The organism is Nocardioides albus (assembly GCF_014648255.1).
Lineage (GTDB): Bacteria > Actinomycetota > Actinomycetes > Propionibacteriales > Nocardioidaceae > Nocardioides > Nocardioides albus.
This window is the reverse complement of sequence record NZ_BMQT01000005.1, coordinates 1-14,697: the sequence shown is the minus strand read 5'-3', so window position 1 is coordinate 14,697 and position 14,697 is coordinate 1. Positions and strand designations below refer to the sequence as shown.

At 68.9% G+C, this 14,697-nt stretch carries 15 protein-coding genes and 1 riboswitch; of the genes, 4 read left to right on the top strand and 11 right to left on the bottom strand.

The features are described from left to right. Positions 1-178 precede the first annotated feature (178 nt). The 7 genes from IEY84_RS11445 to IEY84_RS11415 all read right to left on the bottom strand — a co-directional run bounded on the left by IEY84_RS11445 (position 179) and on the right by IEY84_RS11415 (position 7,935). Positions 179-2,092 carry an acyl-CoA dehydrogenase family protein gene (locus IEY84_RS11445; protein WP_183547186.1) on the bottom strand — a complete coding sequence of 638 codons (1,914 nt, stop codon included), beginning with the start codon at positions 2,090-2,092 and terminating at the stop codon, positions 179-181. A gap of 30 nt (positions 2,093-2,122) precedes the next feature. Then, positions 2,123-3,190 carry a phosphatase PAP2 family protein gene (locus tag IEY84_RS11440; RefSeq protein WP_183547184.1) on the bottom strand — a complete coding sequence of 356 codons (1,068 nt, stop codon included), beginning with the start codon at positions 3,188-3,190 and terminating at the stop codon, positions 2,123-2,125. Positions 3,191-3,201: 11 nt separating this feature from the next. Then, on the bottom strand, positions 3,202-4,245 hold the full coding sequence (locus IEY84_RS11435) for an ABC transporter ATP-binding protein (protein ID WP_183547181.1): 1,044 nt from the start codon (positions 4,243-4,245) through the stop codon (positions 3,202-3,204). 177 nt (positions 4,246-4,422) lie between these two features. Then, positions 4,423-6,102, bottom strand: a complete 1,680-nt coding sequence (locus tag IEY84_RS11430; RefSeq protein ID WP_229788599.1) for an ABC transporter permease — start codon at positions 6,100-6,102, stop codon at positions 4,423-4,425. Further along, a complete protein-coding gene (locus tag IEY84_RS11425; RefSeq protein WP_229788597.1) occupies positions 6,099-7,160 on the bottom strand; it encodes a thiamine ABC transporter substrate-binding protein in 1,062 nt (353 codons plus the stop codon). Before IEY84_RS11425 ends, IEY84_RS11430 begins: the two co-directional genes overlap by 4 nt. Further along, positions 7,158-7,266, bottom strand: a riboswitch (TPP riboswitch). It overlaps the preceding gene by 3 nt. A gap of 31 nt (positions 7,267-7,297) precedes the next feature. After that, a complete protein-coding gene (locus IEY84_RS11420) occupies positions 7,298-7,699 on the bottom strand; it encodes a type II toxin-antitoxin system VapC family toxin (protein ID WP_183547177.1) in 402 nt (133 codons plus the stop codon). Next, a complete protein-coding gene (locus IEY84_RS11415; RefSeq protein ID WP_183548112.1) occupies positions 7,699-7,935 on the bottom strand; it encodes a FitA-like ribbon-helix-helix domain-containing protein in 237 nt (78 codons plus the stop codon). The genes IEY84_RS11420 and IEY84_RS11415 overlap by 1 nt, the downstream gene beginning before the upstream one ends. A gap of 17 nt (positions 7,936-7,952) precedes the next feature. Here IEY84_RS11415 and IEY84_RS11410 point away from each other — a divergent pair, with 17 nt between their 5' ends. Beyond that, complete coding sequence (locus IEY84_RS11410) at positions 7,953-8,381, top strand: GNAT family N-acetyltransferase (protein WP_183547175.1); 429 nt, start codon at positions 7,953-7,955, stop codon at positions 8,379-8,381. Here IEY84_RS11410 and IEY84_RS11405 read toward each other — a convergent pair. Genes IEY84_RS11405 through IEY84_RS11395 form a run of 3 tightly spaced genes read right to left on the bottom strand, consistent with a single transcriptional unit; the run spans position 8,371 to position 10,182 of the window. Further along, on the bottom strand, positions 8,371-9,420 hold the full coding sequence (locus IEY84_RS11405; RefSeq protein WP_183547173.1) for an MBL fold metallo-hydrolase: 1,050 nt from the start codon (positions 9,418-9,420) through the stop codon (positions 8,371-8,373). The genes IEY84_RS11410 and IEY84_RS11405 overlap by 11 nt on opposite strands. After that, entirely contained in the window at positions 9,386-9,829 is a 444-nt protein-coding gene (locus IEY84_RS11400) for a hypothetical protein (protein ID WP_183547171.1), read from the bottom strand. Before IEY84_RS11400 ends, IEY84_RS11405 begins: the two co-directional genes overlap by 35 nt. Beyond that, entirely contained in the window at positions 9,826-10,182 is a 357-nt protein-coding gene (locus tag IEY84_RS11395; protein ID WP_183547168.1) for a hypothetical protein, read from the bottom strand. The genes IEY84_RS11400 and IEY84_RS11395 overlap by 4 nt, the downstream gene beginning before the upstream one ends. Before the next feature lie 16 nt (positions 10,183-10,198). Between IEY84_RS11395 and IEY84_RS11390 the strand changes: the two genes are divergently transcribed. Both IEY84_RS11390 and IEY84_RS11385 read left to right on the top strand, forming a co-directional pair. Then, positions 10,199-10,987 (top strand): putative protein N(5)-glutamine methyltransferase, encoded by a 789-nt coding sequence (locus IEY84_RS11390; RefSeq protein ID WP_183547166.1) that lies wholly within the window; start codon positions 10,199-10,201, stop codon positions 10,985-10,987. A gap of 192 nt (positions 10,988-11,179) precedes the next feature. Further along, positions 11,180-11,878 carry a YwaF family protein gene (locus IEY84_RS11385; protein ID WP_183547163.1) on the top strand — a complete coding sequence of 233 codons (699 nt, stop codon included), beginning with the start codon at positions 11,180-11,182 and terminating at the stop codon, positions 11,876-11,878. Here the strand turns inward: IEY84_RS11385 and cds1 are convergent. Next, complete coding sequence (cds1, locus tag IEY84_RS11380; protein WP_183547161.1) at positions 11,842-12,942, bottom strand: L-cysteine desulfhydrase Cds1; 1,101 nt, start codon at positions 12,940-12,942, stop codon at positions 11,842-11,844. The two genes, IEY84_RS11385 and cds1, sit on opposite strands and share 37 nt — an antisense overlap. A gap of 185 nt (positions 12,943-13,127) precedes the next feature. Between cds1 and mqo the strand changes: the two genes are divergently transcribed. Next, positions 13,128-14,591: a malate dehydrogenase (quinone) gene (gene mqo, locus IEY84_RS11375; RefSeq protein ID WP_183547159.1), complete on the top strand. Its 1,464-nt coding sequence runs from the start codon at positions 13,128-13,130 to the stop codon at positions 14,589-14,591. Positions 14,592-14,697 lie beyond the last annotated feature (106 nt).

The window sequence follows — 14,697 nt, the reverse complement described above, 5'->3', positions numbered from 1 at the left end:
CCGCACCCTCTCCCCGGCGCCACCTGTGGAGAGTCAGCGGCCCATGTCACCCATGCTGCGCCGGCGGATGCTCACCGAGGTAACTCAGCGAGCGCACACTGCCTTCGCGGAACTCCACGAAGCAAGTGACCCCCGACCGAGTTACCTCGGTGAACATCCCACCCTGCCGCCGCACGCCTCAGCCCAGCAGATCCTTCGCCCGCAGCAGCTCATCCGGCACCCCGAACCCGTCGACGAGCAGCCGCGCGTGGGGGCGAAGCTCGCGGCAGAGGCGGTTGACCTCGGCGGTGATGGCCTTGGAGCGCTCGGAGGAGAGGCGGCCGTGCTCCATGAACCAGGCCCGGTCGGCCTCGATCACCGAGAGCGCGCTGAGGTCGCAGAGGGTGTCCATCAGGTCGCGTACGACACCCGACGGAATCCCGCGCACCTTCTCCCAGAACGCCTCGTGGATCAGCCGCTCCACGTGCGCGTGAGCGACCCCGATGACATGGTCCTGCACGGTCGAGAAGACCTCCCCGGGCTCGCGTCCGTCCTTCAACCCGGACTGCAGGCGCCGGGCGACGCCGGCGAGCATGTGCTCCTCGCGGAAGCGCAGCATGGCCAGGTGGTAGTCGGAGTCGAGGATGTCCGGCTCCCGCTCGCCCGCGATCGGCACCACGTCGCGGACGCGTTCGAGCAGCTTGTGCACGGCGGTCCGCTCCAGAACCGTCTCGACGGCGAGACCGGCGACGAAGCGGACCAGGTCCAGCTGGTCCATCTCCTCGAACTCGCTCGAGTAGCCGGTGAGCAACCCCTTGGCGACCAGCTGCAGGAGCACCGTGTTGTCACCTTCGAAGGTCGTGAAGACGTCCGTGTCGGCCTTCAGCGCAGCGAACCGGTTCACTGCCAGGTAGCCCGCCCCTCCACACGCCTCCCGGCACTCCTGGATCGTCCGGGTCGCGTGCCAGGTCGCCAGCGCCTTGGTGCCGGCGGCTCGCGACTCGAGCTCACGCCGGGCGTGCTCCGAGGTTGCGACGCCGGAGAAGACGTCGTGCAGGTCGTCGCGTACGACCTCCTGCGCGAAGCGCAGCGCGTAGGTCCGTGCGACCAGCGGCAGCAGCCGTCGCTGGTGCTGGCCATAGTCGAGGAGCAGTGACTCCTCCGCCTCCGCAGACGCCTCGAACTGTCGGCGCCGCAGCGCGTAGCGGACCGCGATCGTCAGCGCGACCTCCGAGGTCCGGATCGCGGCCCCACCGACCGAGACGCGACCCTGCACGAGCGTGCCGAGCATGGTGAAGAAGCGCCGCCCGGCCGACTCGATCTCGGAGACGTACTCGCCGGACTCGGTGACGTCCGCGAAGCGGTTCAGGAGAGACGTACGCGGCACCCGCACGCCCGAGAACCACAGCCGTCCGTTGTCGACGCCGTTGAGCCCCATCTTGGGCCCGTCGTCCTCGATCCGCACCCCAGGAGCGGCCACGCCGGCGACCCGGATCGGCACCACGAGAGCGTGCACCCCGCGCTCCTCACCCCCGACCACCAGCTGTGCGAAGACGACGGCGAGCTCGCCGTGGGCCGCGGCGTTGCCGATGTAGTCCTTGTACGCATCCTCCCGGGTCGTCTCGATGACGAACTCCTGGGTGGCCGGGTCGTAGGTGGCCACCGTCGCCACCGCGGCCACGTTGGAGCCGTGACCGTGCTCGGTCATCGCGAAGCAGCCGAGCAGCCGACCGGCGACGACGTCGGCGAGGTAGCGGTCGTGGTGACGGGCCGTCCCCAGCTGCAGGATCGCGCCGCCGAAGAGCCCGAACTGCACCCCCGACTTCACCAGCAGCGACAGGTCGCCTGCGGCCATCTCCTCGAAGGCGGCGATGGAGGCGCCGACGTCACCGTCACCGCCGTACTCCTTCGGGAACCCGAGCCCGGTCAGACCGGTCGCGGAGACGTCGAGGAGCACCTCCCGGACCCGTTCGCGATACTCCGCGCGGGGCATCTCCTCGACCTCGTCGAGGAAGTCGGCCCGCTCGGCCAGCGCTCTGCGTACGTCCTGCCGGACTTCGGCGTAGCGCCCGTCGAGAAGTGAAGTCAGTGATGCGGCATCGATGGCGTTCACGTCGCCACCCTATGCCCGACCACACCCGGATCAGGTCAGCTCGTGGGCGACCTTCGCCTCGCGGTCGGCGATCTCGTCGGACTCCGAGACGAGCCGACGTACGCCCTTGCGCTGGAACTTCTGGTTGGCCACCAGGCCGCCGAGGTAGTAGGCGACGAGCGCGATCATGCAGCCCGCGATGTCGTCGGCGAGGTAGTGCCAACCGAAGTAGATGGTCGCGACGACGGTGATCCCGAAGTTGATCCAGCCGGCCCAGCGGGCGATCTTATTGTTGATCGTGGCCTGGATCATCAGCGCCATCAGCAGCGTGATGCCACAGTGCAGCGAGGCGAAGCCACCGACCGACTGCACCACGTTGGCGTCGACGTCGAAGAGGACATGCTGCCTGGTGAAGACCAGCGATTCCATCAGTGTGCTCGCTGGTGTCTCGGGCAGGTCAGCATAGAGATACGGATATTGAAGGCCGGGGCCGACAGTCGGCAGGCAGTAGTACGAGACGGTGCCGAGGATCCAGGCGATGCACTGGGAGCACACGAACCAGTAGCCGTAGGCGAGGTTGCGCGACCACACCAGCCAGCCGGCGACCGCGAACGGCACCAGCGGCAGGAACCACATGTAGATGTAGGAGAGGAACCAGGCGACCCAGCCGGTGCCGAGAAGGTCGTGGAGCAGGATCGCCGGGTCGGCGCCGAAGAGCACCGCCTTGTCGATCAGGTGCAGCTCGTGGTCGAACTCGTAGGTCTCCGGGACCACGAACGGCAGGAACGACTTGAGGTTCCGGTAGCAGACGTAGACCAGGTAGAAGCAGACGATGCCCATCGCCACGAGCGTCAGCCGCTCACGGGTCCAGTGGGTGCGGACCCGCTCCTTGAAGATGGGGCCCATTGCCTTCCACTTGAACTTCGCCTGCCACAGCGTACGCGGCACCAGGTCGACGAGGATGGCGGCTCCGACCAGGAGGGGAAGCCGGAGCCAGGACGGTCCGAGGAAGCCCTCCGGGTCGAGCATGCGCTTGTCGACGATCTGCGCGGTCACGACTGCGATCAGACCGAAGATCAGCGCGCTGCTGACGAGGAAGATCTGAGCGCGGCGATACATAGCCGTTAATTCTAAGTGGCCGGGGGTGGCTCTGCCCATTCCTGGACATCCTGCGCCGGGGAGCTCGATCCGGGGATGGCCAGCCGGTTCGGCTCGACCCTCAGCCCGACCGCCTCCCCGGGAGCCGGTGCCGAGTCGGCGACAGCGTCCACCTCACCGACGCCCTCACCCACACCGTCGAGACGTACGACGAGCCGATGCTGCTCCGGCGTAGCCCTGGCCGAGACCACGGTGCCGGTGAGCGGACCGGCCGGGTCGACGACGAAGGCTGAGCGGCGCAACGCCACCGCTCCGGCCGGATCCATCCTGGCGGCCTTCAGGACCGTGTACGCCGCCGGCCCCTCGAGCACGCGGGCATAGCCGAGGAACAGGGCCGACCAGGTGTCGACCGGCCGCGCCCACACGTCCTGCAGGGATCCTTCCTGCACCAGACGCCCGTCACGTAGCAGCGCGATCCGGTCGGCCACCGCGAACGCCTCCTCCTGGTCGTGGGTGACCATCAGCGCAGTGGTGCCGGCCTCGTGCAGGATCCGCCGCAGGTCGCCCGCGAGCCGTTCCCGCAGCCCGGCGTCGAGGGCGGAGAGCGGCTCGTCGAGGAGCAGCAGCCGGGGTTCGACCGCGAGCGCCCGCGCGAGCGCGACCCGCTGCCGTTCGCCGCCGCTGAGCGTGCCGGGAAGACGGTCCTGATAACCGCCCAGGCCGACGAGCTCCAGCAGGTCGACGACCCGCTTCCCACGTTCGGCGCCCGGAATCCGGCGCAGCCGCATCGGGTAGGCGACGTTGTTCGCGACGGTCAGGTGCGAGAACAGCTGGCCGTCCTGGAACATCAGCGCGAACCCGCGCTTGTGCGTCGGCACCCCGCGCAGGTCCCGCCCGTCCCAGCTGATCGTCCCCGTCGCCGGCTCCAGTCCGGCCACCGCCCGCAGCAGGGTGGACTTCCCCGACCCCGACGGCCCGAGCAGCGCCAGCACCTCCCCGTCGGCCAGCTCCAGGCTGACGTCCTCGACGGCGCCCTTCCCGTCGTACGCCACCGACACCTCACGCAGCGACAGCATCGCAACCTCGATCCTGCCGAAGCGTCACTCCGGTCGGCCGAAGCGTCAGCCCCGTCGGCCGAGATGGCACCGGCGTGCCATCTCGGCCGACGCGAGTGACGTCTCGACCGACGTACGTGACGTCTCGACCGACGTACGTGACGCTTCGGCCGACGCGAGTGACTTCTCGGCGTGGGTTCACAGTGCTCCGATCGACGGGACACGGAGACGCTCGACGAGGAGCATGACCGCGGCGGTGGTGGCGGCGAGGACGCAGGCGGCGGCGAGGGCCATGCCGTAGTTGTCGGAGCCGGGGCGGGACAACAGCCGGAGGATGACGACCGGGAGGGTGGGGCGCTCCTCGCGGACGAGGAAGGACGTCGCGCCGAACTCCCCCAGCGACGCCGCGAACGCGAAGCCCGCGGAGGCGAGGAGCGGCTTCCAGACGGCAGGTACGTCGACGGTCATGACCGCGCGCAGCGGCCCCGCCCCGAGCCCGGCTGCGGCCTGGCGCAGGCGATCGTCGACCGACGCGAGGACCGGCACGAGGGTGCGTACGACCAGTGGCAGCGCGACCAGAGCCTGCGCCAGCGGGACCAGCCAGGGCTCGTCGCGGAAGTCGAGCGCGCCCGACCCGAGGGTCAGATAGAGCCCGAGGCCCAACGTGACCGCGCTGACCCCGAGCGGCACCATGAAGAGTCCGTCGAGGACGCCCCGCACCCGCCGTTCGGCCCGGGTCTGCGACCGCCGGGTCACGGCGAACGCCACCAGCAGCCCGAGCACGAGCGCGATCACTGACGCCTGCACCGCGACCGCCAGCGACGTCATCAGCGCGGTGGTGACCGGGACCGGCAACGGCGGGTCAAACCCGGGCGTCTGCAGAGCGGCGTAGTTCCCCAGGCTCCACCGGTCATCGACCCGCAGCGACCCGAGCAACAGCGCCAGCAGTGGCCCGGCGACCAGCAGGACGAGCACCGACGTCGACAGCAGGACCGGTAGGTCCCGCAGCGAGACCCGCCGGCGGCGTACGACGACCCGTGACTGCGCAGGATCCGGCACCGAACGCAGTCGGCCGGCCACAACCAGCAACCCGATGACGACCAACAGCTGCAGCACCGACAGCACCGCGGCACCGGGAAGGTCGAACAGGGTGAAGGTGAGCTTGTAGATCTCGGTCTCGATGCTGTTGTAGCGCACCCCGCCGAGGGTGAGCACGATCCCGAACGCGGTGGCACAGAACAGGAAGACCACCGACGCCGCGGAGACGATCGCCGGGCGCAGCGCAGGCAGCGTGATCGTCCAGAAGACCCGCGCGGGCCCTGCCCCCAGCGCGGCAGCGGCCTCCCCCGGCCGCGGGTCGAGCGACTCCCACGCCGCCCCGACCGCCCGGATCACGACCGAGGCGTTGAAGAAGACCAGGCCCAGGATGATCGCGGTCGGGGTGCCGTCGAGCCCCAGCCCGGCCAGCAACCCGGCCTCACCGATGAGCTCGCGGAAGGCGACCCCGACGACGACGGTGGGAAGTACGAACGGCACCAGCAGCCCTGCTCGGATGACTCGCTGCAGCGGAAAGCTCAGCCGGTGGAGAGCGAAGGCGGCCGGCAGCCCCAGCGCCACGCTCAGCACCGTCGCCAACCCCGAGGACCACAGCGTGAACCAGAGCGCCCGCTGGACCTCCGATCGCTGCAGCACCCGGATCGCGACCGCAGGGTCGAACGAACCCGAGGCGAAGAGGCCACGCTGCACCATCCCGGTGACCGGCAGGACGAAGAAGACCGCCAGCACCGCCACCGGGAGGGCGGCGAGGGCGACCAGCACGGCTGGTCGAGCCGAGCTCGCGAGGTACGAGCGAACTCGTGGCGAGACCAACACAGTCACTTCGCGATCGTGTCGCTCCAGGTCGCCAGCCAGGCCTCACGATTCTTCTCGATCTCCTCCGGCTCGACGGCGAGCGGCGAGGTCGGCTGCTGGGCGAACTTCGCCCAGTCGGCCGGCAGTTCGACGCTCGAGGAGACGGGGAAGACGTACATGCTCTCCGGCAGCGCCCCCTGCACGCTGTCGGAGAGCATGAAGTCGATCAGCGCCTGGGCGCCCTCGGGGTGGTCGGCGCCCTTGAGCACGCCGGCGTACTCGACCTGCCGGAAGCAGGTGTCCAGCAGCGCCTTGGTCGAGCTCTTGCCGTCCTTGACGGTGAAGGCCGGCGAGGAGTCGTACGACACGACGATCGGCCGCGTCCCCTTGCCGCCGCCCTGGGTGAAGTCGGAGTAGTAGGCCTGGCCCCAGCCGTCGACGACCTTGGTGCCGTTGTCCATCAGCTTGCCCCAGTAGTCCGCCCAGCCCTCCTCGCCGTACTCGGCGACGGTCGCCAGCAGGAACGCCATCCCCGGCGTCGAGGTCGCCGCGCCCGGGGTCACGAAGAGGTCCTTGTACGCAGGCTCGGCCAGGTCGTCGAGCGACTCCGGCGGCGTCAGCTTCTTCGCGGCGAACCACTCGGTGTCGATGTTGACGCACACGCTGCCGTTGTCGACCGGCGTGAGGTGGTGCTCCTCGTCGCCCGGCAGGTTGAACTCGTCGACGCCCGCGGGCACCTCCGAAGGCGTGTACGCCTCCAGCGCCCCCTGGTCGATCGCCCGGCTGGCGAATGTGTTGTCCACGCCGAAGACCGCGTCGCCGTCGGGGTTGCCGGTGTCCAAGGCGATCTTGGTGGTCAGCTCGCCACCGTCGCCCGCGTGCCGGATCTCGGCGGTGTAGCCGGTCTTCTCGGTGAACTCGGCCAGCACCTCCTTCGGCAGCGTGAAGCTGTCGTGGGTCAGCAGCACGACCGTCTTCTCGTCGGAGCCGCTCGACTTCTCGGCATCCGGCTCAGCGGGCGAACCTCCGCATGCGGACAGCAGCAGTGCCGAGATAGCAGTGGCAGCGATGGCAGGCGTACGCATGCGCATTCTCTGACTCCCTTCGCCGGTATCAACCGGAGCAGGTTCGGAGGGTCTGCGGCGCTGTTCGCCGCACTCTCAGGCCTTCCGGCCTCCCCTGTCTGTTCCCGCCAACACTACTCGCCCCAGCGCGGAGGCCTTCAGCCGACCACCCGAACCGGACAGCGCGCAACTCCCGCCTTCTCGATTCGTACGTCAGCGGTGACCAAGGTGATGTGGTGGCTCTCCGCGGTGGCGACGTAGGCAGCGTCGTAGGTCGACAGGTTGTTTCGGAGCTCCCACATCCGCGGCATCAGCGGGCCGCTGGGCGTCACCGCAACCGTCATCTGCTGGATAGCGGCGGCCGCGCGGTCTGCCTTCTCCTTGTCGATCTTGCCACCCAGCAGCAGACCGCGCACCGTCGACAGCACCTCCACATGCCAGTGCGCGGGCACCAACCAAGCGGGGTCTGCCCGCATCTCCTCGAGCGCCTGGACCGCCCTCGGTTCCGTGGCTGGGTCCAGGAATGTCAGCGCCACCACCGACGCGTCGACGACGATCATCAGCCGACGTCGCGCCGAGCGTCGTCTCGCGCCGCCAGAACGTCGTCGAGGGTCGCCTCGCCACCCGTGCGCCATTCGGCAACCTCGTCAAGGACGTCGAGGTTGTTCGCGAAGGCAGCCTCCCGAAGGACCATCTCGCGAAGGTATGCCTGCAGGCTCTGCCCCTTGGCCTGCGCTCGCCTCGCCAATGCGTCGCGGGCCGGCTCGGGCACGTCTCTGATCTGCATCGCCACCATGCATGCATAATACATGCATGGTCATCGAGATCCTCGCTTTCGATCAACTCCCCCCGAAGACCGCGTACGCCTTGTGGCGGCTGCGCCAGCAGGTGTTCGTCGTCGAGCAGGACTGCCCCTACCTAGACCTGGACGGCCGCGACCTCGAGCCCGGGACGCGTCACGTGGTACTGACCGACAGCGACGATCTCGCCGGGACCGCCCGCATCCTCGACGACGGTGACGTGTGGCGGATCGGCCGCGTCGTCCTCGCCCCCTCCCACCGTGGCCAGGGCCTGGCCGACGTGATCATGAAGGCCGCCGTCGAGGCCGTCACCGACCGCGACATCGTCCTCGACGCTCAGTCCCCCCTGGCCGGCTGGTACGCCAAGTTCGGGTTCGTGAAGGACGGCGAGGAGTTCCTCGAGGACGGCATCCCGCACACCCCGATGCGCCTCAGCCGATAGCGGCGAAGAGCACGCACGCCTCGGTCTCCTCGCGGGTCGCCTGACCGCGGGCGACCAGCAGCTCGAGGTGAGCCTTGGTCTCCATGACCGCGAGGCCGGCGTTGAAGTAGTCGAGCTCGGCGAAGGCGCGCTCGTGACGGGTCCAGCCGAGGTCGTTGGCGACCTCGAGCGCTGAGCGCCGACCGGCGCGCAAGGACGCCAGCGACTGGGCCAGGCGCGACTCGTGATGGGCCAGGAGCTCGTCGACGCGGGTGTGCGACGACGAGGCGACCGGCCCGTGAGCGGGGAGAAGCCGCAGGTCAGGCAGGGTCCGGACCTTGGTCAGGGAGGCCATGAAGTCGCCCAGCGGGTCGATGACCGGCACCGGCTCGAAGCCGATCGACGGCGTGATCGTCGGCAGCACATGGTCGCCGGCGAACAGGACCGAGCCGGCCAGATCGGCATAGACGTAGTGGCCCTGGGTGTGCCCAGGCGTGTGCACCGCGTCGAGATCGCGGCCGGCCACGTCCAGGCGTACGTCGCCCTCGAGCCAGCGGTCGGGCATCCGCCAGTGAGACAGATCGGGCGCGGGCGGCGGGTTGGCAGCCCACTTCGCCGCCAAGTCGTGGGCGCCCGCGTAGGCGAGCAGCCGGTCGGTCGAGACCCAGCCGTCGAGGTCGCCGTTGGTGAGCTCGAGGGTGGGGCGGTCGCCGGCGCCGAGCAGCACGTCCGCGCCGAACTCCTGACCGAGCACCGAGGCGAGCGTGTAGTGGTCACGATGCACGTGGGTGACCAGGAAACGCCGGATGTCGCCGAACTCGAAGCCCAGCTTCTTCAGTCCGGCCTCGAGCGCCGTACGTCCCTCGGTGATCGCCCAGCCACCGTCGACCAGCGAGAGCCCGTCGTCGCCCTCGAGGACGTAGATGTTGACCGCCTTGAGCCCGTCCATCGGCAGCGGCAGCGGGATCCGGTGCACGCCGTCGGCGACCGTCCACGCGCCCGGAGCGGACCAGTGCTCCCCCGAGTCAGGCGAGATCGCGGTGGCTGTCGACTGACTCATCCGTCTCCTTCGGGTTGACCTTCCAGAGCCAGAGCAGGCCCAGGATCGGCAACAGGGCAGGAACGAATCCGTATCCGCTCCCGAACTTCGACCATACCGAGTCATCCGGGAACCAGGACGGCACGGCCAAGGACAGGACACCGACGACGACCACGCCGGCCAGCTCGAGCCAGAGCATGATCTTCGCGAAGCCCTCCGACCCAGCAGCCGCGCGGCGGATCGCGAACCAGCCCGCCACGTACGTCGCCGCGGCGACCACCGAGAGCGAGTAGGCGATCGGGGCCTCGTTGAAACGGGTGAAGACCTGCACCAGCGATCGAGCGCCGGCGGCGAGCGCGAAGATCGCGTAGACCGTCAGCAGGACCAGATGCGGACCGGAACGAGTCTTGGCAGGTGCGGTCGCGATCACCGGACCATCATGACGCGTACGGCCACGACCCCGGTCGCCAGGGCAGCCGCCGCGACCACCCCCGAGGACCACGTCGAGCGGTCCTCGCGCATCGTCTGCAGCGCCAGCGGCATCAGGCACACCAGTGCGCCGAGGTAGCCCAGGAAAGTCGACAGCGACTCCGGCTTGCGTCCCCCCGACCAGGCCGCCAGCGCCCCGATGGCGAGCACGACCGCCAGGATCTCCAGCATCCACGCCACCTGGTCCAGCCACTTCGGCCGCGGCGCCCTGAGCGCCACACCGAGCACGGCCGCGATCGTGACGAACGCGGCATACCCGGCCACGATAAATCCGATCAGAGTCACGGCGTCCACGTGCCAATCTTCTCCAATGACCTCCACATCTCCCGATCCGGGGCTCGTCGCCCGCCTCCGCGCCGCCGGCTGTGTCTTCGCCGAGGACGAGGCCGCCCTGCTCGAGGCCGAGCCCGTCTCCGCGCAGGAGCGAGAGGAGATGGTCGTACGCCGCGAGGCCGGTGAGCCACTGGAGCTGATCCTGGGCTGGGCCGAGTTCGACGGCATGAGAATCAAGGTGGCCCCCGGCGTATTCGTCCCAAGACAACGCTCGAGGTTGTTGTTGGAACTGGCGTCGTGTGCTGCCGAGAGTGCGCTCCAGCGCACTCCTGGCAGCACACCCCGGATCGTGGATATCGGGTGTGGGACTGGGGCGCTTGCGGCCGCGCTTGCTCTACGAGTCGGGCCTGCTGAGGTTTGGGCTACTGATATCGATCCGGCTGCGGTGGAATGTGCTCAGGCCAACTTGTCTTCGAACGTTCTGCTCGGCGATCTCTTCTCGCCGCTACCGCAGGGGCTCGCGTTTGACGTCGTGGTGGCGAACGCGCCGTACGTCCCTACCGAGCGGATCGCGGACATGCCACCGGAGGCGCGCGACCACGAGCACCGGGTGGCGCTCGACGGCGGCGTGGACGGGCTCGACATCCAGCGCCGCGTCATCGAGCAGGCGCCGAAGCATCTGGCCCCCGGCGGCGTACTCGTCATCGAGGCCAGCCAGGAACAGGCGCCTGTCACGGCAGACCTGATGCGGGCGCAAGGGCTCATCGCGGAGATCCATCACGACGACGACCTCTACGCGACCGCTGTGACCGGGACCGCCCGCTGATGCGCCGAAAAGCGAGGCGTCCCCCTGCTTGCACACCACCCCCGCAGTGCGCATTCAGAGGGACATCCGCGATCCTGTGAGGTCGTCCACCCCCCACCGGTGGACGACCTTCACGCCGATGAAACGGGCCACCCCCGGATCCATGACGCGGGTTCAGAAGAATTTTTTCGAGAACCCCGTCAGACTTCCGATATGCAGGCTTACGGTCTGACCCATCTGGTGCCGTTGTCCCTGCTCACAGCGGGGATCGTGGCCATGCTCTGGCTGGGCAGGCAGCAGCGGTCCGAGGTGAAGCCGTCGAGATTCTCCCGGGGTTTCGCGCTCACGATCCCGCTCACGACGATCCCGCTGCAGGCCCACGAGTGGGTCACCGACTTCGATCTCTTCATCGATCTGCCGATCCATCTGTGCGACCTGGCTGCGATCGCCGCCGCGATCGCGCTGTGGACCCACCACCCCTACCCGACCGCGCTGACCTGCTTCTGGGGCCTGACGCTGACCACCCAGGGCGTGCTCACACCGGACGTGAAGGACATCCCGGACGTCAGCTACTTCACGTTCTGGGGGCTGCACCTGATGATCGTGCTCGCCGCGGTCTACCTGGTCTTCGGGCTCAAGCTGCTTCCGACCTGGGCCGACTACGGCCGGGTGGTCGCGACCACGGCGGGGTGGGCCGCCGCGGCGTACGTCCTCAATCTCGTCGTCGACGCCAACTACGGCTACCTGCGCTACAAGCCGGAATCGGCCTCGATGCTCGATCTCCTCGGTCCGTGGCCCGTCTACATCCTCAACGAGATCCTGCTGGTCGCAGGGATCTGGGCGTTGCTCACGCTCGGGCTACGGACCTGGGCGCGTCACGACGGGTCGACGAGGACACCGGTGCGCTCGTAGTCGGCCAGGGCCGCGGCGTACGGAGCGAGGTCGATGCCCTTCTCGGCCACCCAGGCGTCGTCGTAGTAGGAGGAGCGGTAGCGCTCCCCGGAGTCGCACAGCAGCGAGACGACGCTGCCCTCGGTGTCGGCCTCGGACATCTCGCGTACGACACCCAGCGATGCCCACACGTTGGTGCCCGTCGAGGGGCCGACGGAGCGGCCCATCCGGGCCGAGAGCCAGCGCATCGTCGCGATCGACGCCGCGTCGGGGACCTGGACCATGTCGTCGACGACCCCGCCGACGAAGGACGGCTCGACGCGCGGCCGGCCGATCCCCTCGATGCGCGACGGCATGCCGGTGGCGTAGTCGGAGGTGTCCGTCTCCCAGCCGCCGTAGAAGGCGGAGTTCTCCGGGTCGGCGACCATCAGCCTGGTGGGGTGGCGGCGGTAGTGGAGGTAGCGGCCGATCGTCGCCGAGGTGCCGCCGGTGCCTGCCGAGACGACGATCCAGGTCGGCACCGGGTGTCGCTCCTGCGACATCTGGTCGAAGATCGACTCGGCGATGTTGTTGTTGCCGCGCCAGTCGGTGGCCCGCTCGGCGTAGGTGAACTGGTCCATGTAGTGGCCTCCGCACTCGCGGGCGAGGCGCTCAGCCTCTGCGTACACGTCGGGGGCGCGGTCGACGAAGTGGCAGCGGCCGCCGTGCCACTCGATCAGGCGCACCTTCTCCGCCGAGGTCGAGCGCGGCATGACCGCGACGAACGGCAGTCCGAGAAGGCCGGCGAAGTAAGCCTCCGAGACCGCCGTGGATCCGGAGGACGCCTCGACGACCGTCGAGCCCTCGTGGAGCCAGCCGTTGCAGACCGCGTAGAGGAACAGCGACCGGGCCAGGCGGTGCTTCAGCGAGCCGGTGGGATGGACCGACTCGTCCTTCAGATAGAGATCGATCCCGCTGCTCGCACCGTCGCGGACCGGGAGCGGCACGGCATGCAGGTGGGTGTCGGCCGAGCGTTGAGCATCGGCCTCGACGCGGCGTACGGCTTCGTCGATCCAGGCGCGATGGGAGTCAGAGAGGCGGGGCACGGCCAGAGCGTAACTCCACCCTGAACTACCCCCGACATGTGCGGTGCGCCACAATGAAAGCCGGGGTCTCGACCAGCTCGACCATCGGATGCCGGTGGGTGGCGGGCAGTGAAGTTGCCCACAAGTTAGACCGATCTAAGGACCCCGATTAACCATTGCGGCCCTAAAAGCGAGACAAAAGACCTGTGGACGAACCTCTTGACGTAGTGCTGATCGGCGGCGGCATCATGAGCGCCACCCTGGGCGTGCTCCTCCAGGAGCTGGAACCCAGCTGGTCCATCAAGATGATCGAGCGGCTCGACTCGCTCGCCGTCGAGTCCTCCGGCCCGTGGAACAACGCCGGCACCGGTCACTCCGCGCTGTGCGAGCTCAACTACAGCCCGCAGAAGCCCGACGGCTCGGTCGACATCTCCAAGGCCGTCAACGTCAACGAGCAGTTCCAGCTCTCCCGGCAGCTGTGGTCCTTCCTGGTCGAGAACGGCCGCATCCCGGACCCCGACAAGTTCATCCACACCGTCCCGCACATGTCCTTCGTCTGGGGCGCGGACAACGTCGACTACCTGCGCAAGCGCTACGAGGCGCTGTCGGTCCACCCGCTCTTCGCCGGGATGGAGTTCTCCACCGACCCCGAGGTCATCCGGGGCTGGGCGCCGCTGCTGCTCGAGGGTCGTTCCGCCAAGTCGCTCGCCGAGGAGCCCGTCGCGGCGACCTGGACCAACGCCGGCACCGACGTCGACTTCGGCTCGCTGACCTCGATGCTGACCCGCACGCTCGTGGACAAGGGCGCCGACCTGGAGACCGGGTCCGAGGTCACCGACCTGCACCAGACCATGGACGGCTTCTGGCACATCTACGGCCGCAACGAAACCGGCAAATACCACCTGCGCTCACGGTTCGTCTTCGTCGGCGCCGGCGGCTACGCGCTGCCGCTGCTGCAGAAGGCCGCGATCCCGGAGATCCGCGGCTTCGGCGGCTTCCCGGTCTCCGGTGAGTTCCTGCGTACGTCCAAGCCGGAGCTCGTCGCCCAGCACCGCGCCAAGGCCTACGGCAAGGCCGCCGTCGGCGCTCCGCCGATGTCGGTGCCCCACCTCGACACCCGCTATGTCGAGGGCAAGACCCACCTGATGTTCGGTCCGTACGCAGGGTGGAGCCCGCGCTTCCTCAAGTCCGGGTCGCTCACCGACCTGTTCCTCTCGGTCCGCCCCCACAACCTGGTGCCGATGCTGCGGGCCGGGCTGACCAACATGGACCTCACCGTCTACCTGGTCAAGGAGCTGCTGCGCTCGCCGCGCAAGAAGTTCGACGACCTCTTGGACTTCTTCCCCGCCGCCGACCGCAAGGACTGGGACCGGATCATCGCTGGCCAGCGGGTGCAGGTCATCCGCCCCGACGGCGTGCTCCAGTTCGGCACCGAGGTCATCACCGCCGAGGACGGCACCATCGCGGGCCTCCTCGGCGCCTCCCCCGGCGCCTCGACCGCCCCGGGGATCATGGTCAACGTCCTGCGCCGCTGCTTCCCCGACCGCTGGGACGCCTGGCAGCCCCAGCTCAAGACGATGATCCCGGCCACCGGTCCCGAGCTCAGCGCCGACCCCGAGCTCGCTGCCGAGACCTTCGCGCGTACGGACCGCCAGCTCCACCTCGGCTGACCCCGCCCCGCCTGCCTCCGCTGGTCGAGCCGCCGGAGCCGCTAGGTGTACTCAGCCAAGAGGTTGGTGACACTCCGGGTCGGTTGTTGACCTAGCGAAGACCTCC

What these genes read in the sequence shown, in the direction of transcription:
- IEY84_RS11440 (WP_183547184.1), bottom strand. Translation starts at nt 3,190, where the DNA reads ATGTATCGCCGCGCTCAGATCTTCCTCGTCAGCAGCGCGCTGATCTTC.
- IEY84_RS11435 (WP_183547181.1), bottom strand. Translation starts at nt 4,245, where the DNA reads ATGCTGTCGCTGCGTGAGGTGTCGGTGGCGTACGACGGGAAGGGCGCC.
- IEY84_RS11425 (WP_229788597.1), bottom strand. Translation starts at nt 7,160, where the DNA reads ATGCGTACGCCTGCCATCGCTGCCACTGCTATCTCGGCACTGCTGCTG.
- IEY84_RS11420 (WP_183547177.1), bottom strand. Translation starts at nt 7,699, where the DNA reads ATGATCGTCGTCGACGCGTCGGTGGTGGCGCTGACATTCCTGGACCCA.
- IEY84_RS11415 (WP_183548112.1), bottom strand. Translation starts at nt 7,935, where the DNA reads ATGGTGGCGATGCAGATCAGAGACGTGCCCGAGCCGGCCCGCGACGCA.
- IEY84_RS11410 (WP_183547175.1), top strand. Translation starts at nt 7,953, where the DNA reads ATGGTCATCGAGATCCTCGCTTTCGATCAACTCCCCCCGAAGACCGCG.
- IEY84_RS11405 (WP_183547173.1), bottom strand. Translation starts at nt 9,420, where the DNA reads ATGAGTCAGTCGACAGCCACCGCGATCTCGCCTGACTCGGGGGAGCAC.
- IEY84_RS11390 (WP_183547166.1), top strand. Translation starts at nt 10,199, where the DNA reads ATGACCTCCACATCTCCCGATCCGGGGCTCGTCGCCCGCCTCCGCGCC.
- IEY84_RS11385 (WP_183547163.1), top strand. Translation starts at nt 11,180, where the DNA reads ATGCAGGCTTACGGTCTGACCCATCTGGTGCCGTTGTCCCTGCTCACA.